Annotated in this window: 22 protein-coding genes; 8 read left to right on the top strand and 14 right to left on the bottom strand. The window is 62.1% G+C overall.

What is annotated here, in order from left to right; all coding sequences use genetic code 11:
• From C8N35_RS11755 to C8N35_RS11710, 10 genes are all read right to left on the bottom strand, one after another.
• A complete protein-coding gene (locus tag C8N35_RS11755) occupies nt 1–501 on the bottom strand; it encodes a nucleoside deaminase (RefSeq protein WP_107989992.1) in 501 nt (166 codons plus the stop codon).
• Nucleotides 502–505: 4 nt separating this feature from the next.
• Nucleotides 506–1,237, bottom strand: coding sequence for an ABC transporter permease (locus C8N35_RS11750; RefSeq protein WP_107989991.1), 732 nt, complete (start codon nt 1,235–1,237; stop codon nt 506–508).
• 54 nt (nt 1,238–1,291) lie between these two features.
• Nucleotides 1,292–2,077, bottom strand: a complete 786-nt coding sequence (locus tag C8N35_RS11745; protein WP_107989874.1) for an ABC transporter ATP-binding protein — start codon at nt 2,075–2,077, stop codon at nt 1,292–1,294.
• Between the two features lie 73 nt (nt 2,078–2,150).
• Nucleotides 2,151–3,143 (bottom strand): ABC transporter substrate-binding protein, encoded by a 993-nt coding sequence (locus C8N35_RS11740; protein ID WP_107989873.1) that lies wholly within the window; start codon nt 3,141–3,143, stop codon nt 2,151–2,153.
• Nucleotides 3,140–3,970, bottom strand: coding sequence for an alpha/beta fold hydrolase (locus C8N35_RS11735; protein WP_210203492.1), 831 nt, complete (start codon nt 3,968–3,970; stop codon nt 3,140–3,142). Before C8N35_RS11735 ends, C8N35_RS11740 begins: the two co-directional genes overlap by 4 nt.
• On the bottom strand, nt 3,967–4,953 hold the full coding sequence (locus tag C8N35_RS11730; RefSeq protein WP_107989872.1) for an isopenicillin N synthase family dioxygenase: 987 nt from the start codon (nt 4,951–4,953) through the stop codon (nt 3,967–3,969). Before C8N35_RS11730 ends, C8N35_RS11735 begins: the two co-directional genes overlap by 4 nt.
• A 362-nt stretch (nt 4,954–5,315) precedes the next feature.
• Nucleotides 5,316–6,233: a LysR family transcriptional regulator gene (locus C8N35_RS11725; RefSeq protein WP_107989989.1), complete on the bottom strand. Its 918-nt coding sequence runs from the start codon at nt 6,231–6,233 to the stop codon at nt 5,316–5,318.
• 266 nt (nt 6,234–6,499) lie between these two features.
• Nucleotides 6,500–7,021, bottom strand: a complete 522-nt coding sequence (locus C8N35_RS11720; RefSeq protein ID WP_107989871.1) for a hypothetical protein — start codon at nt 7,019–7,021, stop codon at nt 6,500–6,502.
• On the bottom strand, nt 7,018–7,587 hold the full coding sequence (gene gspM, locus C8N35_RS11715; RefSeq protein WP_107989870.1) for a type II secretion system protein GspM: 570 nt from the start codon (nt 7,585–7,587) through the stop codon (nt 7,018–7,020). Before gspM ends, C8N35_RS11720 begins: the two co-directional genes overlap by 4 nt.
• Nucleotides 7,580–8,716 (bottom strand): PilN domain-containing protein, encoded by a 1,137-nt coding sequence (locus C8N35_RS11710; RefSeq protein ID WP_107989988.1) that lies wholly within the window; start codon nt 8,714–8,716, stop codon nt 7,580–7,582. Before C8N35_RS11710 ends, gspM begins: the two co-directional genes overlap by 8 nt.
• Before the next feature lie 124 nt (nt 8,717–8,840).
• Between C8N35_RS11710 and C8N35_RS11705 the strand changes: the two genes are divergently transcribed.
• The 4 genes from C8N35_RS11705 to C8N35_RS11690 are packed head-to-tail and all read left to right on the top strand — an operon-like array spanning nt 8,841 to nt 12,788.
• Nucleotides 8,841–10,544 (top strand): GspE/PulE family protein, encoded by a 1,704-nt coding sequence (locus tag C8N35_RS11705; RefSeq protein ID WP_170122084.1) that lies wholly within the window; start codon nt 8,841–8,843, stop codon nt 10,542–10,544.
• A 14-nt stretch (nt 10,545–10,558) separates the two neighbouring features.
• The gene (locus tag C8N35_RS11700; protein WP_107989868.1) at nt 10,559–11,767 is read left to right on the top strand and encodes a type II secretion system F family protein; all 1,209 of its coding nucleotides are present in this window, start codon (nt 10,559–10,561) and stop codon (nt 11,765–11,767) included.
• 2 nt (nt 11,768–11,769) lie between these two features.
• Nucleotides 11,770–12,198: a PulJ/GspJ family protein gene (locus C8N35_RS11695; RefSeq protein ID WP_107989867.1), complete on the top strand. Its 429-nt coding sequence runs from the start codon at nt 11,770–11,772 to the stop codon at nt 12,196–12,198.
• Nucleotides 12,195–12,788, top strand: coding sequence for a type II secretion system protein GspJ (locus C8N35_RS11690; protein WP_107989866.1), 594 nt, complete (start codon nt 12,195–12,197; stop codon nt 12,786–12,788). The genes C8N35_RS11695 and C8N35_RS11690 overlap by 4 nt, the downstream gene beginning before the upstream one ends.
• Nucleotides 12,789–12,819: 31 nt before the next feature.
• Here the strand turns inward: C8N35_RS11690 and gspG are convergent, their stop codons facing one another.
• A complete protein-coding gene (gene gspG, locus C8N35_RS11685; RefSeq protein WP_107989987.1) occupies nt 12,820–13,272 on the bottom strand; it encodes a type II secretion system major pseudopilin GspG in 453 nt (150 codons plus the stop codon).
• A gap of 64 nt (nt 13,273–13,336) precedes the next feature.
• Nucleotides 13,337–13,882 carry a prepilin peptidase gene (locus C8N35_RS11680; RefSeq protein ID WP_170122083.1) on the bottom strand — a complete coding sequence of 182 codons (546 nt, stop codon included), beginning with the start codon at nt 13,880–13,882 and terminating at the stop codon, nt 13,337–13,339.
• A gap of 224 nt (nt 13,883–14,106) precedes the next feature.
• On the opposite strand from C8N35_RS11680, the gene C8N35_RS11675 reads away from it, so the two are divergent.
• From C8N35_RS11675 to C8N35_RS11665, 3 genes are all read left to right on the top strand, one after another.
• On the top strand, nt 14,107–14,886 hold the full coding sequence (locus C8N35_RS11675; RefSeq protein ID WP_146177385.1) for a type II secretion system protein GspK: 780 nt from the start codon (nt 14,107–14,109) through the stop codon (nt 14,884–14,886).
• 218 nt (nt 14,887–15,104) lie between these two features.
• Nucleotides 15,105–17,360, top strand: a complete 2,256-nt coding sequence (gspD, locus tag C8N35_RS11670) for a type II secretion system secretin GspD (RefSeq protein WP_170122082.1) — start codon at nt 15,105–15,107, stop codon at nt 17,358–17,360.
• 252 nt (nt 17,361–17,612) lie between these two features.
• Nucleotides 17,613–18,641, top strand: coding sequence for a calcium-binding protein (locus tag C8N35_RS11665; RefSeq protein ID WP_107989862.1), 1,029 nt, complete (start codon nt 17,613–17,615; stop codon nt 18,639–18,641).
• Nucleotides 18,642–18,724: 83 nt separating this feature from the next.
• On the opposite strand, the gene C8N35_RS11660 is transcribed toward C8N35_RS11665, so the two are convergent.
• Together C8N35_RS11660 and C8N35_RS11655 are read right to left on the bottom strand one after the other, a co-directional pair.
• Nucleotides 18,725–19,627, bottom strand: coding sequence for a methylenetetrahydrofolate reductase (locus tag C8N35_RS11660; RefSeq protein ID WP_107989861.1), 903 nt, complete (start codon nt 19,625–19,627; stop codon nt 18,725–18,727).
• A gap of 405 nt (nt 19,628–20,032) precedes the next feature.
• Nucleotides 20,033–20,506: an Rrf2 family transcriptional regulator gene (locus C8N35_RS11655; protein ID WP_107989860.1), complete on the bottom strand. Its 474-nt coding sequence runs from the start codon at nt 20,504–20,506 to the stop codon at nt 20,033–20,035.
• A gap of 304 nt (nt 20,507–20,810) precedes the next feature.
• Here C8N35_RS11655 and C8N35_RS11650 point away from each other — a divergent pair, with 304 nt between their 5' ends.
• Nucleotides 20,811–22,778 (top strand): autotransporter assembly complex protein TamA, encoded by a 1,968-nt coding sequence (locus C8N35_RS11650; RefSeq protein WP_107989859.1) that lies wholly within the window; start codon nt 20,811–20,813, stop codon nt 22,776–22,778.
• Nucleotides 22,779–22,894 lie beyond the last annotated feature (116 nt).

The following is a 22,894-nucleotide window of genomic DNA, read 5'->3' as shown; positions in this document are numbered from 1 at the left end:
TCAGTCCTCGCGGTCTTTCCAGAAGTCGGCCTGAACCTTCGCCGCCTCCTCGGCCAGGAACGGCCCCTTGACGATGACATCGCGCTGGCCGGCGGCAAAGACCATGCGGCAAGGCAGGTCGAGCGTCGGATTTTCCGGGTGATCACCCGTCATCTCCTTCAGCGACCGCTCGCTCTGGCCGTAGACCACGCGTCCTATGCCGGCCCAGTAGACGGCGCCGGAACACATGGCGCACGGCTCCGCGGAGGTGAACATCGTGCAGCCGGCCAGGAAGTCGGGTTTCCACTTTTTGGCCGCCCGGCTCGCGAGCACCTTTTCCGCATGCGCCGTCAGGTCGCCGCCTTCGGCCGAATAGGCGTTGCCCTGTTCCATGAGCACGTCGCCGTCGGGACCCACGAGAATGCACCCGAAGGGATGGTCCCCGCCCTTGCGGGCCTCCTCGGCAACCGCGATGGCGCGGCGAAGGTGTTCCTCGTCGCGGGTTTCGTCGAACTTGGGCATCAACTCACCTTTCTGATTTCGGCAGCGACCAGGGGGCAAAGCGCTTCTGGACGAAGCCGACAAGGCGGAAGAGCGTCAGCGACAGCAGCACCAGAATGACGAGCCCCGAAAAGGCCTGGGGGATCTTGAAGAAGGAGGTGGAGAACGCGATGAAAAAGCCGAGACCCTTTTCAGCTGCGACGAATTCCGCAACCACGGTGCCGATCACGGCGAGCGTGGTCGAGATCTTGAGTGCCGAGAACAGGAACGGCAGCGCGTAAGGCAGACGGATGTGGAAGATTTCCCGTGTCCGGCCGGCACGCAGGGACCGTGACAGCTCGATCAGCTCTTCCGGCGTCGCCAGCAGACCGGTCGTCGTGGAGACGACGATGGGAAAGAACGTGATCAGGAAGGTGATCACCACTTTCGGCATGTCGCCGGCCCCCAGCGTCACGACGATGATGGGGGCGACGGCCACGATCGGCGTCGACTGGATCACGACCAACATCGGATAGAGGGTGCGCGACAAGAGCCGCGACATGGAAAGGCTGATGGCAAGCGGAATGGCAATGGCGATGGCCAGCGCATAGCCCATCACGGCCACACGCAAGGTGGCCCATATGTGGCCGATCCACACGGACGGATCGACGCCGAAGCCCGCCGCGACGATACTCGTGGGAGATGGCAGCAGGAACGACGGAATGGCGAAGAGCCAAGTGGCCGCCTGCCAGATACCGAGGACACAGACGACCGCCATGACGGGTGCGAAGCGATCCAGGAGACGAATGATGTTCTTCACGGCGCTTTCCCCTCAGGCCGCAGCCGGCTTGGAGAAGAGTTCTCCGCGAATGTGATTGGCGAGTTCGGTGAAGGCGGGATCCGACAGGGTCTGCATGGTGCGCGGACGGGCGAAAGGCACGTCGATGATCTCGCGTACCGTCCCCGGGCGTTCCGACATCACGATGATCCGGTCGGAGAGAAGCAGCGCCTCGGGGATGGAATGGGTAATGAAAAGCACAGTCTTGGGTCTTTCCGACCAGATGCGCAGCAATTCGAAACTCATTTCGTCGCGCGTCAGCGCATCGAGCGCGGAGAACGGTTCATCCATCAGGAGGATATCGGGGTCGAGCAGCAGCGCCCGCGCGATGGCGACACGTTGCTGCATGCCGCCGGAAAGCTCATCAATCCGCTTCTGAGCGAAATCGGCGAGGCCGACAAGGTCCAGCAGTTCAAGCGCGCGCTCATTGTCTTCCTTGTGGACGCGGCCGTACTTGTGGCGCATCGGGAAGGTGACGTTGTTCTGGACGTTGAACCAGGGAAGCAGCGTCGGCTTCTGGAAGACGATGCCGATCTCGTCGCGCGGCTCGGTCACCTCCATGCCGTAGATCTCGACAGCACCCGCGCTGGGATGAATGAGGCCGGAGACAAGCCGCAGCAGCGTGGACTTCCCGCACCCAGAGGGGCCCAGAACCGAGACGAACTCATGCCGCGAAATCTCGAAGTCGAGCCCGGTCAGCGCGTGGATCGGACGTCCGTCGTTTCCGGTGAAGATCTGCTCGACATCGCGAAACCGGATGACCGGTGGATTGGCCGCCATACGTATCCCCTGACGAAAAAATGAAATGCCGGCGGGCGGATCAAGCCGCCCGCCGGCGCCCCCTGGAATTATCTCACTTGAGGAAGCTGCGATTGACGGCGCTCTCCGGGTCGAGCGCATCCGCCGCCAGTCCCTGCGACTTGGCAACCCAGCTCCAGGTCGCCTTTAGAAGCTCAGGCTCGAAGGCTCCAATGCCATCCTTTTTGGAAACGTCGTTGACCATGAGCGGAATGGAGGCCTTCCACTGCTCGGCGGCGGTCGCCTCGTCGATCTCCGGAACCATGACCTTGACCGCGGCGGCAGCACCTTCCGGATCCTTGATCGCCATTTCGGTAGCCGTCTTGTACGCGACGAGAAAGCGCTTCAGGACTTCGGGACGTTCGGAAATCATATTGTCGGACGTGAAGATCGACAGGCCGTAGCCGTCAAAGCCGTACTCCGACCATGGCAGCGCCTTGAAGGTCTTGTTCGCTTCCTTCATCGGACCGGCAAAGGCGGGAGCGACCGTCATCCAGTTGATGGTCGCATCGACCTGCCCAGTCGCCAGCATTGGCGCCAGGGCGCCCGGATCGACCTTGATGAGCTGAACGGAACTCGGATCGACGCCGTTGGCCTCAAGCACCAGCGGCCAGACCACGTTGGAGGAGGAGAAGGTCGCCGTCGCGACTTTCTTGCCGGCGACGTCGGCAAGCTTCTCGATCCCGCTGTCGGTGGTGGTGAAGATCGCATCCGGCTGTTTCGTGTAAAGCGTCATGACGGCCTTGGCGGGTGCCTTTTCCGTGGCAACCGCCTGCAGCAGCGCGGAGAGGCCGCCGCTGCCGACATCCGCAGCCCCCGTCGAAAGCTTGGTGACAACGTCGGACGACCCACGCCCGACCGCGATGGTCACATCAAGACCGGCATCCGAGAAGATCCCTTTCTGGACGCCGTAGTAGATGGGGGCCTTGTCGCCGGCGGGCAGCCAGTCGATCATGAAGGTGACCGGATCGGCGGCGCTTGCCACGCCGGCAGTAGCGGCCAGGATGGCCGCCGTGGCCAGGACCGATTTCAGAAAGCGCGATTTCATCTGGAAGCTCCGTCTGCGAGAGGTGTTGCTTGGCTTTTGGGGGCGTTGTGTTCAGCCATCTCCGCCTCTCCTCCCTGAAGGAAGGGCAAGATGGCTTCGGCGAGCAGGTACGGCGCGCTTACGTGTGGGGCGTGCCCCGTAGGCAGGGAGATCACGGTCGCACCGGGCACGAGTTGCTGCATGCGACGCTGGACGTCCAGAAGCAGAGACCGATCCTCGGTAGCCTCGACATAGAGCCTCGGAATCCGGCCGTAACGCTCTGGCGTCGTCATCACGCGGATGGCGCGTCCGCCCTCGCCCTGTGGCGTCAGTTTCGCAGCCGCGGCCGCCGCCAGATCGGGCGCGCAATCGCTGAAAAGGATCGCGGTCGCAGCGGCGCGTGGCACGGTCGTCACGCGACGGTCAGCCGACCAGGTTAGCTCGCCGGTCACGCCAGATGGCACGGCGCTAGATCCATCGATTTCCGCCTGCACATCTGCGAAAGAGGCACCCGAGGGCAGCATCATCCCCGCCACGTAGACAATGCGGGCAACCTGCTCTGCGTGCCGTTCGGCGACCGCCGTCGCGATGGCCCCTCCACCGGAATGGGCGATCAGCGAAACAGGCCGGGCGATTTCGGTCAGCAGCCGTCCGAAATAGTCGAGGTAGACATCCAGCGTCACGTCGGCCGGATCCGTGCTGTCACTGCCGTTGCCTGGCAGATCGGCGGCGAAGACGTCAAACCCGTCTGCTTCCAGCAAGGGCGCGAATGAATTCCACGCCCAGCTTCCCTGCCATGCGCCGTGGATCAGAATGACCGGGTCGCGGAACATTTTGGTCGTGCTCATGCGTAGGTCTTGCGGTACATGGCCTGGAGGTGTTCCTCCACCGTGATCGGGGCATAGAGGGGCACATCACCTTCCTTCAAACAGGTCGGGATGCAGCGGACCTCGTAATCCGGATTTCCAACATGGAAGAACGGGACCGAATAGCGCTCGCGCCCCGAGGCATTCACCACCCGGTGCAGGTTCGAGCGGTACCGCCGGTTGGTCCAGCGCTGGATCAGATCTCCCAGATTGCAAACGAAAGTGCCGGGGATCGGATCGGCATGGATCCAGAATTCCCCCTCTTCGTCATAGACCTGCAGGCCGCCGACCTGATCCTGAAGCAGGATGGTCAAACCGCCGAAATCCGTATGGGCGCCAGCCCCCTTTTCGCCCTCCTCCGCATCCGCACGCTGGGGCGGATAATGCAGCAGGCGAAGCGTCGTCAGCGGGTCGCGGCAATAGGGAGTGAAGAAGCTCTCATCAAGATCCAGCGAGAGAGCAAGTCCCCGCATCAGCCGGCTTCCCAGTTCCTGAAGTGCCGCAAAATAGGCGACCATTGCGGGACGGAACCCAGGCAGATCATCGGGCCACTGATTGGGGCCGCGGTTGAACCGCCCAGCCTCGACGCGCGGATCATCCTCCGGCAGTTCGACGCCGATATAGAAGCCTTCCTTGCGGTCCGGCGGGGCCCCGGCTTCGAGCGTCTGTCCGCCAAGCACCTCGTACCCGCGATTGCAGCGCGACAGCGACTTCTCGATCGCCATCTTCTTCTCGGTGGGCTGAGCGAAAAGCGCCTTTGTTTCCGCAAACACGGTGTCGATCAGGCCCTGTGGAACCCCATGCCCGGCGCAATAGAAGAACCCCTTGTCGAGACAGGCCCGCCGCAGCGTTTCACCCACCGCCTGGCGACGAGCCGGATCGGAAGATGAAAGGTCTGAGACGTTTACGACCGGAAGCGCGGCTGTATCGATCTGGCGGGCGGCGAGAGGTGCTTGTGCGGACATGGCGGGTTCCCGGAAAAGCGGTGACCGGGAAACGCTATTATGACGCAGGTGCGCGAAAAAGCACCGTTATTCGTTCAGGGCGATGCCACTTCAGCATCGCTCAAACACGCGCCATGAGCTGCCAATTTGTCGGGCACCTAAAGTCGCAAATGCGCCCTTGACCGAAGCCCCGCCGAGGGAGCTTCCCGGGATATCCGGCGGGCATTCCGGGCGCATTCAAGGAAAGGCCTATCTATCTGACATATTTATTATTTCTGTAGAGGAGAGCATCGCTCGATATGCGCAAGGCGCTCATACGGCGGCCTTTTCGCGCACATCACGGCAAGGAAAACCGGATCGCCGGCATTCCGGTCGACAACCTTTCAGTGCCGATCGTGCTCGAACCTTTCGCGTTCCTGTAATTCTCCGGTGAGGATCTGGAGAAACAGATCCACAGGTGCCGGCAGCGACCGGCCGGCCCGGACATAGACGCCCAGATCACTCCACACCGGTCCCACCAGCGGCACGTGCACAAGGTCGCCCGCAGCAATCAGCTTTTCCAATCCGATAGGCGTCTGGAAAGCAATAACGGGTTTCTTCAAGGCCAATTGATGCATCAGCTCTATGGAGTTCGTTCGCATGATTGGTTCCACCGACCGATTGGCCTGACGCATGACGGGAGCCAGAAGCTGGTGGATCGAGAGATCGCTTGCGGCAAACACCAGCGGATGATCGCTGCACGAAGCGAAGCTCACCTCTTCGCGTTTCGCCAAGAGGTGGTCAGGCGCCATGATCGCGCCAAGCTTGAAGCTCGCGACATAAACCTGCCTGAGGTCGGGATAGCGCGGCAGGTTGAAGGCGATGCCGACATCAGCCAACCCCGATTCCAGCGCTTCCGGGATCAGGGCAGAGCCCATCATCTTCGCATTCACGGTGATGCGCGGCGCGCGCTCTCTCAGATTGCCGAGTACGGAAGGCAGCAGGGCAGGACAGACGCTTTCGACCGCGGCGATTGCCACGTGGCCCACGCGCGCGCCTTTCAGTGCCTCGATTTCCGCACTCGTGCGGTCGAGATCCTGCAAGACCACGATGACATGGTGAGCCAGGATCTCTCCCGCCGAGGTCAGCGTGACACCGGACGGATTCCGGTCGAAAAGCGGCGTTCCGATCTCCGCCTCAAGCTTGAGGATCTGGCGATTGACCGCAGACGAAGCCACGTTGAGACGCCGTGCCGCCTCACGGATGGACCCCGCCCGGCGGACGGCGTCGAAATACTGCAAGGCGCTGGAATGGATACGCATGGAGGACCCAAAAGCCGAGAGGAACGGCGCACCATAGACGGCCGCCATGTTGGTGTGAACGGGGCACGGTGGCTGTCATCCGCGCTATTGGCGGGTGATAAGGGCCGTGCTGGCCATCACAAGGACAGGTCAGAAGGTTCCCGCCCGAGCAATCCGACCAGATCGGTTGAACCTGATCGACAATGCCACGCCCAAATTATCGATCTGAAGTGATTTGCCCCCTGCTCGGCGACGCCGCTTCGAGGATCCCCGTGAAAACCGCACGTTCAACGGCGCATGTTCAACCGGCGCAACTCGCTCTCATGCCGCAGGATTATGTGATCCTGAGCGATGGTGTCCACGCTCCAGTCCCCCAACCGGTCGTTCTCCACGACCCAGGTTTCGGCGCCTTGCGCGCCTGAGGCAACCAGTGCCTTGCTGCCTTCGGGCGCAATCAGGATACCGAGGAGGCTGGCATCGGGTTCGGCAACCGGGGCGGCGGGCGGAGCTTCCGGCTCCGGCTCGCTCTCGGCCGCATTGGAAGCGGCCTCGCGAATATCATCGGGCATACGCCGGCCTTCTATGAAGAGAGGAGCTTCGACGATCGCGGTATAGCGCGCGGGATCCAGTCCTTCCCAGTCCGGCAGGGGACCCGCCGTCACCTCTCCACCGCGCCCTCCAGCATTGTTTTCCGCTATCGGCGAGATATCCGTTTCATGCGTGAGCCTGCGCACCAGTCCCAATCCCAGAAGAGCGATCGCGACCAGGAGGACCAAAGCGGTCAGGGCCGGTAGAAGGCGCGCCGTCATCGCCCCGCCTCCTGCACGAACGGCGCATAGACATCCATGCGGGCTGCGAGCGGAAGCTTCTGATCGGGACGCCGCGTACCAAAAATCTGCTGGCGGCGCAAATCCACTCCGGTGATGAAGAGAAACGGTTTGGCGTTCTCCATGGCGCCGATCAGGTCGCGAACGGCACCGATCTCGCCTTCGCATTCGATCCGCAGACCGAGCACTTCGAAGTGCTCGAAGGGACGCCTTTCCAGTGGCGATATGCTTATGACGCTGACCGCGTGCCGGCGCGCCTGACCTTGCAGGAATTCCTGAACCTTGGCCGCGACGATCGAGCGGCTTTGCCCACGCCAGCTCTGCCCCGAACTGTCGCTCGCCGTCGGCGTTTCGTTCGATGACGACAGGATCGCATCGATACGCCCCATCTGAGCCCGGACATCGATGAGTTCGCTGCCCAATTGCCGATACCGCTCAAGGACGGGCCAGGCAACCATTGCACCGGCCCCCCACAGACAGAGCCCCAGAAGCCCAACGGCGGCAACGCGGCTTCCAAAAGACCGCATGCCGAGCACCAGGTCATTCATGCTGCGCGTCCTCTTGTCCGGAGTTTGTCCCCGCAGGGGCCGCAGCCTGCCCCGCCTTACCCGTCGGCGCGATCGTAAACGTCACGTCGAACCGTTCCAGCCGATCATCCGGATTGATCATCACAGGGGATGCGAACGTGACCCCCGACAGCTCATCGAGCCCCTCCAGCTTTTCGATCAGCGGTGCCGCGGAACGCGCAAAGCCGCTGATGCGGCCCGTTTCCCCCGACAATTCCAGAGCACTGAGAAAAACACTGTCGGGAAGGGTCTCGGAAAGCGCGCTCCACACCGCATTGACCGACGGTGTCCGGATCTTCTCGCGCATCAAGGCCACACTGGCATCGTATTGCGCGACAGCCTCCGCCTGTGACCGCCGCAGCCGTATCGCCCGTGACTTTGCGTCCGCAAGCCGCGCCGTTGCGATACCAAGCGCTGTCTCGCGTTGCCAATAGGCGGTGCCCGCAGTCGCCAAGGCGAGCAGCAAGGCAACGCCCGCCAACGCGGCATTGAGCCGCCGCCATCTCGCACGCGAGAGATCCGCCGGCGTTTCCAGTTTCATCAACCGCAGCGGATGGCGCGCGTTCGTTCCGGTGAAAACGACCTCCCCCACAATGAGGCCGTAGCGCGCCGCAAATGAAAGAATGGTCAGCACGAGATCGCGGCGCAGAACGACCGTTTCGACCTCGATCTGCCCGTCAGCGCGGCTGGTGACATGCCATTTCCATACTGCGCTCTGGCGCGAAAACGGCGTCGATTTCTCGATGTCGAGCGCGACGATGTCGTCAAGCTTGGCAAAGGCGCTGCCGGGATAGCTCGCCTTTCGCCTCAACACCAGGTCCTGCGCCAGATCAATGACCAATGGCGGGCCGCGCCGGCCAGACGCCGTGAGATTGCGCGCGAGCACCTCCCAGGTATCCGGCTCCATCGTCGCCGCCAGCGCCTTTCGCGAAGCCTCCTCGCCGTCCCCGCCCCGGCTCAGGAGAACCGTGATCCCCGCGGCACGCCGTGGTTTGAAAAGCCGGGTCAACGGATGGAACGCGCTCGTCAGTTCACTGCGCCACCACGTACAAAACCGCAGCACCGCATTCTGCAGAGCGGGCAGTGAGGAATTGTCCGTTAGTCTGGCCATGCACGTTATGATCTACTGGCAGGATGCAGGTTCGATATCGAATCTCCATCGGCAGGTTTCCACCTTACCCTGGGATTCTGCGGGACGTTTCGATTACAGGAATAGAATGCGGAGCGCGTTAACGTTGAACAAGGTCGTATCGAGCCACGGGAATCTCGTTGATACCATGTCGGCCGCGCTGCTGGAAATGGGGATACTCGACAGTGCCGCGGTGGAACGCGCGCGCCGCGCTCAGATCCAGACATCTGCCCGCTTCGATACGATCCTCACCGAGCTTGGCCTTCTCAGCGAAGACGAACTCGCGGACTTCTGGGCCCGCTGGCTCGATATTCCGCGCTTCGGCTCCGCGATGAGGCCCGACGGACCGATCCTGGAAGATCTCCTATCCCGCGAGTTCCTAGACACCAATGCCGTCGTGCCGCTTGTCCACAAGGACGGCAACCTTCACGTCGCGATGGCCGATCCACTCGACCGCAAAGCCCTCTCGGCGATCGGCTATCTGCTCGACGAAGAAATCCGCCCCGTCTCTGCGAGCCGCAAGGAGATCACGGATCTTCTGAAATCGCTTTACGAGCCCGTCGCCGTGGAAACGGATACCCGCACTCCCTCCGGCGCCGCCGTCAGCCGGTCGGATGTGGAGCATCTCAAGGCGCTCGCCAACGATGGCCCCATCATCCAGCGGGTCAACACGATCCTGTCGACGGCGCTGGAACGCGGCGCCTCAGACGTTCATCTGGAGCCCGACCGGCACGGGCTGCTTGTGCGGCTGAGGATCGACGGTCATCTGCAGGATCTCGAGAGCATTGACGGCGAAGCCCGGGCCGCCATCGTGTCGCGGGTGAAGATCATGGCGCGCATGGACATCACCGAGCGCCGCCTGCCGCAGGACGGACGCGTGACGGTAACGATCCGGGGCCGTGACACGGACCTGCGCATCTCGACGCTTCCCACGATGCATGGGGAGAGCACGGTCATCCGGCTTCTGCGCCGTGACGAAACCGGCCTCGACTGGAATACGCTCGGCTTCACGCCGGCGCTTCAAGCGCGCCTTTCCGACGTCCTGTCAAACCCGAACGGCATCTTCCTCGTCACTGGCCCCACCGGATCGGGCAAGACCACGACGCTCTATACCGCGCTTCGCCAGATCAACGCGCGCGAGAAGAAGCTCATCTCGGTGGAGGACCCGGTCGAAATCCGGCTGCCCGGGATCAACCAGGTACAGGTTCAATCGGAAATAGGGCTCGATTTCGCCTCCGCGCTGCGCTCCATCCTGCGGCAGGATCCCGATATCGTGATGATCGGCGAAATCCGAGATCTGGAAACGGCGGAGATCGCCATTCGCGCTTCGCTGACCGGTCATCTCGTTCTTTCCACACTGCACACGAACAATGCAGCCGCCGCGATCACGCGGCTGATCGAAATGGGCATGGCGTCCTATCTGGTAGCCGCCTGTGTGCGAGCGGTGCTGTCGCAGCGCCTTGTCCGCATTCTCTGCCCCACCTGCGCCATGCCGCAAGACGCGGCGAAATTACCTGCGGCCATCAGGGCTGCGGATGAGGCTATGGGGCAGGAAGGCGCCTATCGCATGCCCGTTGGCTGTCCTGCCTGCCGAGGAACAGGTTATGCCGGACGGAAGGTCATTTGCGAACTCGTGCCTGTCGACGCGGTTGTGCGCGATCACGTTCTTGCCGGGCACGGCGAGGCGGAAATCGCGGGCGCAGCCCACGCGGCGGGGCATGATCGTCTCATCGATGACGGATTGCGGTTGGCTCGTCAGGGGATGACCTCACTGGAAGAGGTTCTGAGCGTCGCCGGGCGCAGCATCTAGGAGCTTTCAGGCATATGACCGAATTCGCCTACAAGGCTTATTCGTCGGCCGGATCGGTGGTTACCGGCGAGATCGAAGCCGACACGGAGACGGCCGCTTTCGCCACCTTGCGCGACCGCGGGCTGGTGCCGGTGGAGATCGCACAAGGCCAGGCAGCACCACGAAAGGCCGCAAGGGAGAGCACGGGAGCTCGTGATCCGAAGCTGCTGGTCCGCTTCACCCGCATGATGGCGAGCCTGACATCCTCGCATGTGCCGCTCCTCGACGCAGTCGCCATCGCACGAGATGGGGAAAGGCGAGCTCCGGCGCGTGCCGCGCTGACCAGGGTGTACGACGCCATCCTGAACGGCGCGGACCTGTCCGAGGCTCTGGAGCGCGTTCCCGGCCTCGCGCCTCCAGCCTATCGCAGCCTCATTCTGGCAGGCGAACGCTCCGGCGCACTCGCCGCAGTGCTGAGCGAACTCGCCGGACATCTGGAACGCGAGCAGGAAACCCGTTCGCGTATCCGCGCAGGTTTGCTGTACCCGTCGATCCTCTTTGCGACCTCCGTTGCGGTCGTGCTCGTCATCGCGACCATTCTCGTGCCGGCGGTCGCCCCGCTCTTCGAGAACGCGGGCCGGAAAACACCCGCAATCATCGCCTTCATCACCGCAACCAAGGCGACGATTGGCCAGCACTGGCTGGCGGTTTCGATCGGCGTCGCGATATTTGCGCTCGTCATCCTGCAGCTCAGCCGGATGGACGCCGTGCGGGCACGCCTTGAACGACTTGTCTTCGCTACGCCTGTCGTCTCCGGTCTCAAGGCGAACATCGAGATCGCACGGTTTTGCCGGACGCTGGGCACCATGCTGCGCAACGGCGTCTCGCTCGAACAGGCACTGGAGACAACGAAAGGCACGCTTTCAAGCCGCAGCTACCGCGCCACGATTGCCAAAGCGATATCCGGGATCCGGAACGGCGAGAGCTTCGCCTCGGAATTGGAAGAAGCACCGCATGTCCCCATGATCGCGCGCAGAATGGTGCGTATCGGCGAAGAAACCGGCACCCTGCCCGACATGCTCGATCACATCGGGAAGGTGCTGGAAGCGGAGGCAGGCCGACAGATCCAGCTCGTCTTCCAGCTCGTTCCACCGGTCATGACGCTCGCCATAGGCCTTGGCGTGGGAAGCTTCATCCTCGTCATCATGGACGCAGTGCTGAGCGTCAACGATCTGGCGTTTTGACCATGATGCGGCGCGCGTTCCCGAAAGGCCGAAGGCTTCATGCCACACGCGGCTTCATCCTGCTGGAGACACTGATCGCCTTCGCGATCCTCGCAGTGATGCTCGCAGCCGCCTATCGGATCACCGGATCGGGTGCGGCAACACTTGCCAGAGCCGAAGCAGCCGCACTCGTGCTGGATCAGGCGCAATCGGAACTCGATGAATTGCTGGCCGGCCCTCCCCTCACGCCAGGAACGGAAACGACCGCCTTTGCCGGCGAATTCACGCGCGTGCGCACGATCCGCCAGGTTCGCGCGGCCCGGCAGGGCGGTGGACAGACAATCCTCTATCGCATCAACATCGCCATCTACCGCAAGGACGACATCAACCTCGCCCGTCCCGTTCTCCATCTGGAAACATTGCGCGTCGAACGCGGGAGGTCTGGATCGTGAATGCACGTTCACAGTCCCGCGCCGGCTTTGCGATGATGGAAATGCTCATCGCCATGGCGCTTCTGGGCGTTATCGCAAGCTTCATTGCGGGTTCGCTTGCCTTCGGAAACCGGGTCTGGGAGCGAACGAACCGGATATCGGATAACGGGCGCCGTCTCAGCGAAATCGGGTTCCTTCGCGACAGCCTCTCCCAGGCGCTTGTCTTCCCCAAGACAGGCAACAACGAGACCACGTTCCAAGGGCAGGCGAATTCCATCAGTATCGTGATGCTACGCCCTGCCGAAGGGCTGGCCGCTGAACAGCCGTGGCATATCTCGTTTTCTCGCATTGCGGGAACGGACCACCTGACAGTCGGCTTCTCTCCCCCGTTCACCGGCCGCGTGCAGCCGCAGGAACGCGTTATCCTGGATCATCTGAAGGGCTTTTCCGTGCGCTACTACGGCCGGCTACTCGATCAGGATCGGATCCGTTGGCAGGAAAGCTGGGAAGACCAGCCTCATCTGCCGGACCTGATCGAGATATCGCTCAGATTCGAGGACGACGGCCACCAGACGGACCGCATGTTGCTCGTCCATCCGAAAGTTCACTGAACACGACTACCAAAGAGCCGACCGCCACCGCTTACCAGTTGCCGACATCCGCATCCTCTCCCGTGCCACCTTCCAGGCCGTCCCGGCCAAGCGTGTAGACGTCGAATTCCACGTGCTGACCGGGGTAGCGGTAGCGATAGGGACGGTTCCAGGGGTCGGTCAGGGCGGAAGCCTGCTTGAGATACGGGCCGTTCCAGCGGGTTTCCGCCGGCGGCGGCGTCACCAGGGCAGAGAGCCCGGTATCTTCGCCCGGATAGCGTCCGGTATCGAGGAAATACAGTTCAAGCGCGCTCTCGATCTCCTTGATCTGCAGGGCGGCCGTCTTGGTTTTCGCGCGTGAGAAGTAGGAAATGGCGCGCGGACCGACGACACTTGCCACCAGAGCGATGATGGCGAGAACCACGAGCACCTCCAGAAGTGAAAATCCCCTTCTGGACGCGCGCCGCCGTCGGGAGCGAGAAACGCGTCTCTTCTCGTCCTTCATCGCAGGCTCCACATCCACCATTCATCCTCCAAGGGCCGGCCAATGACCGCTGCCGTCGTTTCTTTCATGCGCCCCACGTAATGGAGCCGAATATCCAGGTCACCCATATTCCGAGCGCGAGATACGGTGCGAAGGCAATGCGGCCGCGCAAGGCGCGCGGCCCGGTCAATCCCCTGCGCACCAGCAACGCGGCAATTGCTGCAAGTGAACCGATCAGAAGCACACCCGGCAGCCCCTCCGGCCCGAGCCATGCCCCGGCCGCCGCAAGAAGCTTTACGTCGCCGAGCCCGAGCCCCGCGACACCTCGAAAACGTCTGTACCCTTGCGCGACCACCCACAGCAAGAGGCCGCCCGCCAGAGCAGCAACAATATGAGCCGACAGCACGGCCGGGTTGACAAGCCATGTCATTCCAAGTCCCAGCGGTATGAGCCCAAGGCTGACCCTGTCAGGGACGATGAAGTCGTGCCAATCGACCGCCGCCCCCCAGGCGAGGGGTATCGCCAGCACCATACTGGCCAGGACCACCTGTGCGGGCATCGCACCGAACATCACCCACCCCAGCGCACCGATAGCAACGGCAAGAGCGAAAAAGACAAGAGCCGTCACCATCCAGCGACGTCTGTGGCCGTGCCGCATCGGGCCGTGGACATGTTCCCTGACGTCCGGCTCTGCTATGAATCGTCGTTGATCGATTGTCATGATGGATGCGCGACCTGCCGGACCAGATGAAACGCCTTGCCCCCTTGTTGCGAAGCCTGTTTTCAGCCTCGGCACGCCGATGCAGGTCGAGCTCACGCGGTTTTTCGATACTCACCGTCCTGCTGAGTCTGACCTTGCTTGCCAGCATTCTGGCGGGATTTGCCAGCGTGGTCCAGAACCGTACGGCACGTATCGCCCGCGAGGTTCACGCGGCTGCGGGCGCGCGGGCGGCCGACGGCGGCATCGGCATCGCTGTCGCAGCCCTTCTGGCGGGTGCGGCCGAGGCCGAGGACACCCCCGGCCGCAATGCCCAGGATGGCACCCCGTTCTCGTGTCGCTTCGCCGAAGGGATCATGCTTGTCATCACCATGCAGGATGTCGCGGGCCGGCTCGATCTCAACACGGCATCGCGAGAGTTGCTCCTCGCGGTTCTCGACGGGGCGATGAAGCCCGACGCGGCGTCGAGGCTCATTGCCGCGATCATGAGCCGCCGCAACGACGATCAGTTCCGCACTGTGGAGGAACTGGCGCAATTGCCCGGGGTTGATCGCGCGCTCTATGAAAGACTGCGTTCGGGCCTCACCGTCCACAGCGGACGCGCTGCCCTCGACAAGCGCTCCACCCCACCAGACCTTCGCGGGCAGCTCGCCCGGGCCGGAATCGCGGATGATATCGCCTATGCCTCATCGCCCGACGGCAGAAAATTCGCTGTCAGCGTTTTGGCACGGACAGGACCGGGACGCGGCTATCTCATTGAGACGACTATTGAGATAAGACCGGGGCGGATGCCCGTCTACCGAGCGCTGTCGTGGAACGGACACATCGTCCGTGCTGACAATGCGACCTCGCCCTATGCGGAATGGCTATCGGAACCACGGCGCACACGGGACCAATCCCCGTGCACCAGCACTTGAACCTACGGCGCCTGCAAGCTTGCCGCAAAGATCCGCCGGTCCCGAAATGGTTTTCCTGCGTATAAATCCGGATATCGCCTGTTACCCTAACGTTTTCCGGATATTTCCTGTTGATGCCGTGTGGATAAGAACGAATTGATATCACACGACGCTACGAAACGCCTATGCCTTGCGGTGGTCCGGTTTCGGATGAGGACGCGTACGGGGAGTTTTGGCGTTTGGGCTTTGGCATTGGAACGGTATACCGGCTTCTCTTGCTGTTTACCGGGCTGCTGGCGCCCCTGGTACTGGCCGGCTGCGCCGGCGATCTGTCGGATATGGCGGAAGGACCGAGGACGCGGGACGTGACGCCCAGCGGGTTCAGCCGCTCTCACCTCCCCGCGAACGTAGCCGCCCGCAGCGCGGCGCGCGCCTTTTCACCCGGTGCGCAACTTTATCCCGGCACGGCGCAGTTCGTGGGCACCACCGAAAGCGCGCCCTTTTCGATCGCCGATGATGACCGCGTCCATCTGAACCTCGCCAATGCCAGCATCGCGTCGGCGACGAAGGTTATCGTCTCAGACATCCTGGGCCGCAACTACATCATCGACCCGCGCGTCAAGGGCACGGTGACAATCCAGACCACGAACGCCATCGCGAAGAGCGCCCTGCTCGACACGTTCGACGCACTCCTGCGGTTCTCCAATGCGGCCATTGTCGTTGGCGACGATCTGGTGCGTATCGTCCCCGCGTCCTCGCCCGGCGTGCTGGCTCTCAACAATCCGGCGCCAGGGCACGCATCGGCGCGCGGGATAGGCCTGTCTGCGAAGGTCGTCCCGCTCGAGTACGTTTCAGCGCGCGAAATGCAGCGACTGCTCCAACCCATCATCGGCGCGGACAAGATCCTGCACGTGGACGAAAGACGGAACATCCTGATCATCGGGGGCAATCCGCGCGAGATCGCCACCGCGCTCGACGCCATCAATCTGTTCGATATAGACCAGATGAAAGGCATGTCCTTCGCTCTGCTTCCCGTGAAGAACGCAGACCCGGAAGCGATTGTCACCGAACTCGACACGATATTTTCCACCGAGGACGGTGGCGCATTGAAGGGCGTGGTCCGGTTCGTGCCAAACCAGCGGCTAAACTCAATCCTCGTGATCTCGTCCCGTCCGCGCTACCTGCGCGAAGCGCAAAAATGGGTGGAACGACTGGACCGCATCGCCGGCGGCACCAAGCGGCAGCTGTTCGTCTATTCGATCCAGAACCGTGAGGCGAGCGAACTCGCGGAGCTGCTTGGTAATATTCTTACCGACCCGAACGCGAAGACCCGAACAGCGGAAGGGAACGAGGCGAATGGCGGCGGTACCGGCAGCGGGCGCGTCAATGCCGCCTTTCAGGCAGCCGCCAGCGCACGAACAAACGCCCTCACCTCGACCGGCGGAACGACCACGAGTATCGGCCAATCGACAGGCGCAGGGACTGCGATAGGGGCAGGGCTCACCAACACAGCCGCAGCGACGCCCGCGAGCTTCACGGCGACGGGGCTGGCAAACAATCCGGCGGAAACGAGCGAAGGCATTCGTGTGGTGGCCGACGAATCCAACAATGCCATCCTGATCTACGCCACGCCCGACGAGTACAACGCCATCCTGGCGATGCTGAAGCGACTGGACTCGCTTCCAAACCAGGTGCTGATCGAAGCGACCATCGCCGAGGTGACGCTGAGCGACGAGCTGAAATTCGGTCTGCGCTGGTTCTTCGAAAACGGCAATTACAGCCTGTCCTTCACCGATGCGGCCGATGGTGCCGTGGGCTCGACCTTTCCCGGCCTTTCGTTCCTGTTCTCCGGCGGCCAGGCAGCGGTGGCGCTCAACGCCCTTTCCTCCATCACCGACGTCAACATCATTTCCTCGCCGAACCTGATGGTGCTCGACAATCGAAAAGCCGTCTTGAGGATCGGCGATCAGGTGCCGATCGCCACGCAACAGGCGATCGACACGACGAGCATCAATACCGTCGTCAACACCATCGAACTGAAGGATACGGGCATCATTCTGACCGTGGTGCCAAGGGTGAATGACAGTGGTCGCGTCATCCTCGATATCGAACAGGAAGTCTCGGACGTCGTCAAAACAACGACATCGGGCATCGACAGCCCCACCATCCGCCAGCGAAAGGTCAACACGACAGTGGTGGTGAAGGACGGCGACAGCCTGGCGCTCGGCGGCCTTATCCAGCAGCGTGCGGAGGTGACCAAATCACAGGTTCCGGTGCTGGGGGATGTGCCCCTGGTCGGCAATCTCTTCCGCCACAAGGACGACACCCAGAAGCGCACCGAACTGCTGATCCTGATCACGCCACATGTCGTGCGCGACTTCCAGGAGGCCAATGACGTGACGGACGAATTCCGCCGTCAGCTCGGAGGCCTGCGTGCGCTGGGCGGGAAGCCGGGGAATGATCTGCAGCACAAGCTCAACCGCCTGGTGCGTTGAGACGACCACCAGCCGGCATGTCGTCGACTGTATTGAACCGGTCGCGATAGGGACATCGCGTCCGGCAGCTGAAACCCGGCAAATAGCGCCGGCTTGCCGGCACATTTTTCTTCATACGGCACATATTACCTCCCCCTCCACAAAATACGCGCCAAATTTCCTCGTATTTCCAAACGTTTCCGAGATCGCCACTCTGGCGCGGCTCGTGCTTTTGCCAGTCACGCATGTCGTTTTTGCGTAAGGGACTTTTCCATGAACATCACCGACCTCCACCGCCTGCCGCTCGTGCCGATTGCCATTTCGCAACAGCGGCCGCAGTTTCACTTTGAGGCACCCAAAGAGCCGGGCAACGACCTGCAGGATCCATCGCCCAGCGATACGGAAACGCCCTCCTCCACCACGTCGGGTGCTGCGAATGGCTCGCAGGACAGGGAAAACACATCTCGGCTCACAACCGCCAGTCCAGAAGTCGCGCAGACATTCCTCAACTTCCTCACACAGCTCCAGGAACGCGGCTTCTTCAGCGGCAGCGGTGAAGATCATCTCAATCTCATTCCTGGCGCCGGCGTGAACGGGAGCGATGGAGACGACCACATTGCCGTCGGGTCGGCCGCTTCGGTGAATGGCGGAGATGGCGACGATACGATCTATGCCTGGTCCAACTCGGCGATCGAAGGCGGAAATGGCGACGACTTCGTTTCCGCATGGTCCCAGAGCCGCATTTCGGGCGGTGACGGCAACGACAGACTTTCCGGGTGGTCGCAAAGCCGGATCGAAGGCGGCAACGGCGATGACAGGATAGATGCGTGGTCGCAGAGCTGGGTCGACGGCGGTGACGGCAACGACAATATTGCCGTGTGGAGCGACAGCTACGCCGCTGGCGGCGCGGGTGACGATATCATCTCCGGCTGGTCGGGCAGCGTTATCGACGGCGGCAGCGGCGACGATATCATTTCCGTGCGAGACGACAGCGAAGTCACGGGCGGCACGGGTGACGACAAGATCACGGTAAGTGGATCGGGAACGGTCAACTACGCGCTTGGAGACGGCAGCGACACCATCACGGCACGGGGAACACTCGCGATAAGGTTCGATGACAGCGTCGCGGCAGATTCAGTTCAGGTGAGCTACGAAGGCTCAACAGCCACGATCGGTTTTGCGGGCTCCGAGGAAACGATCACTGTCCAGCGACCGGCGCCCGACACTGCCATCACTCTCTCCTTCGCGGACGGAACCACAAGGTCGCTCGAACGCGGCGCAAGCGAGAGCCCAATTGCCTGATGAGCGGGTTCACCGCCGACAACGCACAGGCAGACCAGCGCACAGGAAGACCGGCAATCGGTCCCGTCTTCCCCCTCGCCTTCTCACATTTCGTAGGCGAGTTCGACCGTCGTTTGCGCGGCGCGGGCCCAACGGGCCGTGCGCTCGATCGCGCCGAACGTGTAGAGATGAAGTTGCAAGGCACCTTGTTCATGCAATGCCTTCAAACCGGCATCCAGTTCCCCCACGATCCGGTCCGGAGCACCTTTCTGCACGAGTTGCGGCACCGCCCTCACCCCTGACGACGGAACATCGACCCAGCAGCGCAGAGCGATTTTCATCAATGTCGCTGCGCCGATCGGCCCGGCAACGCCGAGCTTGACCGGCAATGTCGGCTCGAATGTGCGAAGCCAGCCAAGCCAGTGCAGGATGCGAACGGAATCGAAGCAGAACTGGCTCACCACATAAGGGACCATTCCCGCCGCGCGCGCGGTCTCGACCTTGGTCGCCAACGATTGTGCGAGGCTCTCCTCACCCACGAATGGATGGCCTTCCGGATATCCGCCCACTCCAACTTCCACGACCGAGGATCGGGCAAAGGCAGAACTGTCGATAAGGTCCAGGCTTGAGCCAAACGGCCCCCGCGCAACATCGAGATCTCCGGCAATGACGAGACACTTGCGCACGCCCGCGCGTTCGCCAGCCGCTCCCAGGTGGTCAGCGAGTTGTTGTTCGCTGACGAACTTGCGGGCGGCCAGGTGGAGCACGGGAACAAAGCCGGCCTCGTGGACAGCGACCGCTGCGGCGAGTTGGTCTTCAAGCTGAATGCGTGGCAACGAGCTCAGATAGATTTCGCAGCCCGGCTCCAAAACCCCCTCAAGAGCGGCGATTTGCGCTTTCTCAGGCATCGTCGCCTCTACCGACCAGCCGCGCAGCCACAATGGCAGGCGCCTGGGCGCAGTCGCATTTTGCGCCTTTGCGAAAGTCTCACTGCGAATCTCGGTCACGGTTTCCTCCCCCCCGACCAGCAGCGGTCTGTCCTATCGGACATCGCGGCAAATTACAGCCTCCCAAGCCTGCTTTGAAGGAGAGAATGCAGCGTGAGCGCGGCGAAAGCCACCGGAAACCAAAAACGAGCGGACCAGAGACGGCCGCGCGCGGGAGGAAGGGAGCGCCAAAAAGAAGGCGCCGCCGCTGGCTTGGATCGGAGAAATGGGAGAAAGACCGAACAGGACAGCCAGCGACAGCGCCCGGACCAAGATCTATTTTAGTTGAGTTTTACAGTCAAGTTTTAATTTGGGCGGCTCATAGCTTCGTTCGCGCGCCGCGCGCCACGCGAACGAAAGAAAAAGCCGACGCAAGGCGCCGGCTCGAAAAACAGTCTTTCGGTATGTGCTGAGGACCGCCAGGATTCAGGAGAGATCCGCCGCCTCAAGCATCGGATGAGCCGGCACCTCAAGGCTCAACAGCGACCTCAGGTTCTGACGGTTGCGGGCGATATCCGCGATCGTGTAGCTGTCCAGGACATCGAAGAACGCCGCGAGCGCTTCGTAGAGCACACGGTTGAATTCGCACGACGTGATGAGCGGACAATCGCGTTTGCCGGGATCGAAGCAGTCTGAGAGATAGAAATTCTCTTCCGCCGCGCGGATCACCGCGCCGAGCGACATCTCGTCTGCCGGCTGCGCCAGCAAGATACCGCCATTGCGACCGCGCAAGGTCTTGATGAAACCGTTATCGACGAGAATCTTCATCACCTTGAACAGGTGCGTTTCCGAAATGCCGTAGGTGGCAGCAATTTCCGGAACCTTGCTCGGCTTGTCAGGGTTCGCCGCGCAGTAGAGCAAGGTGCGGACAGCGTAATTTGCCTGAAGCGTCAATCGCATGGTGGCTCCCTCACGAACCGGCCCCCGGTTCACACTACCTTGTTCGGTCTCTCTCCCCTTTGGAATAGGCGATCGCGGCCGAAGTTTCAATGGTTGAGCCCCTGCTCCGGCGCGGCATAGGATCACCCCTCGCCTTTGCAGTGCGGGTAAGACCTGATAGAGACTTTTCGTTCATCATAGTCGGCTGGGCTGCGAACAGTCGGGCGGTTCCGCCCGCGTTGTGGCCAGAAGCAGCATTCCGGCTGATAATGCTTTGCGCGCACGAGCTTTTTGGCGCGCCGACGAGTAGGTAGAGCGTAACGGCATGACGCTTGGGCGACGCGACCCGTGCATCCGAGAGTGTGAGAGTACCGGGCCGGCCCATGTCCGCCACCCGGTCTTTGTCGCGTTCCTCTCCCTGTTCGTTGTCGCGTTCGGCATTCAGACTGCCTCAGCCTTCGAAATTTTCGGCCACAAATTCTTCGAGTCGGAAGAGGAAGAGGTCACTCCCGTTCCAGATCCGCTTCCCTACGAAGCGACACTCGACCTGAAGGGCGGAGACGACGACCTTGAGGAGACCCTCCAAAACAACTCGACGCTCGTGGCAAAACAGGACACCCCGCCCTCGGGCGAACCCGGGCTGATCGCTCGCGCCCTGGCTGATCAGGAACAGCTCATCGCGAGACTGTACGGAGCAGCGCGTTACGGCGGCACTGTGAAGATCACCGTTGCCGGACAGCCTCTGACGCAAGTCGTGAATGCCGGCACTTTCCCCCATTCCGCCGGAAAGCCTGTCAAGGTTGTCGTGAGTATCGCCGCTGGCCCTCTCTTCTCCTTCGGTCAGACCAGCATCCGTGTGGCCGCAGGAGTAGAGACGCCTCCGCTCGATCCGGTGACCTTCGGGCTTCTCAAGGGAACTCCCGCACGCTCGGGGACAATTCTGGATGCAGAATCCGCGATCGTGGCGACATTAAAGAAGCGCGGCTATCCGTTTGCCAAGGTTCTCGATCGTGAGATCGTGGCTGATCACGCGACGCGAACGGTTGACGTCACCCTCCACGCCGCTCCCGGTCCCAGGACGGTTTTCGGAAGCGCGACCGTGGAAGGGGCGAAGCGGACAGACACCGATTTCATTCTGCAGCAGGCCGCCATTCCCGAAGGGGCTCCCTATACGCCTGACACGCTGCGCAAGGCGGAAAAGAACCTGCGGGATCTAGGCATATTCTCCAGTGCGCGCGTGGTTGAGGCTAAAGAACTGGATGGCGATGGGCATCTGCCGCTAACCATCGAGGTGAGCGAACGCAAGCGTTCGATTATCGGCGGGGGGGCGTCGTGGTCCAGCACGGAGGGCGTCGGGCTGGAGGCCTATTGGCGTCACCGCAATCTTTTCGGCCGAGCCGAACAACTCGCCGTGGAAGGGTCCGTCGGCCGGCTCACAAACGGCGGCGCGGACGATCTCGAATACGATGCCCACGTCACATTCACCAAGCCCGGCGCCTTTGGTCCGGCGACCAGTTTCAGTTCCACCGTCGGGGCCCGGCAGGAAAAGCCGGAAACCTACGAGTCCCGTTCGGTCTACGGCAAGGTGCGCGCGACGAGGGACCTGAGCGAGTCCCTCACCGCAGGCTTGGGATCGGAAATTTCCTACGCTCGCGAAGAGGACGCTCTCGGCGCGGCAAACTATGCGCTTTTTGGCGTCTTTGGCGAGATAACCTGGGATACGCGCGACAATATCCTGGACCCGACAGAAGGTTTCCGCGTCTCCGGCACGCTGGAACCTGCCTACGATGTTGAAACAGGCGGCCTGATGACCTTTGTCAAGGGATCGGCATCCGCCTACCGCGCAGTCGACGATGCCAAACGCTTTGTTCTAGCCGGACGCGTTGCGGCAGGCAGCGTCATCGGCGCCTCCTTGACGGATATCCAGCCAAGCAGACGCTTTTATGTTGGAGGCGGCGGATCGGTGCGCGGTTACGCTTACCGCAACGTAGGGCCGCGCGTAAACACCTCATCGGGCACCGAAACGGTTGGCGGGCTGAGCTTTCTCGAAGCATCCGCCGAAGCCCGCATCAAGGTAACCGATACGATCGGCGTCGTGCCCTTTGTCGATGTCGGCGCGGCCTATTCCAACGAGATTCCGGACTTTTCCGAACCGTTGAAAGTCGGCGCGGGGGTCGGACTGCGTTACTACACGCCAATCGGCCCCCTGCGCCTCGACGTCGCCGTCCCGCTCGATCCGGGTCCGGATGATCCGAGCTTTGCTCTCTATCTGGGGTTGAGCCAGGCATTCTGATCCATTCACCGAAAGCACGCTTTCCCCTCCCGGCTGATGGGTACTGCCCTATACGAATTACGAGGCGCGCCCCTTTTCGTCCTTGTTGTGCCGCTATGTCACGTTGCCATCTCTTT

Origin of the sequence: Breoghania corrubedonensis, assembly GCF_003053845.1 — a bacterium.
GTDB classification, from domain to species: Bacteria; Pseudomonadota; Alphaproteobacteria; order Rhizobiales; family Stappiaceae; genus Breoghania; species Breoghania corrubedonensis.
The sequence above is the reverse complement of the archived record's forward strand: the minus strand, read 5'-3'. Positions and strand labels throughout refer to the sequence as shown.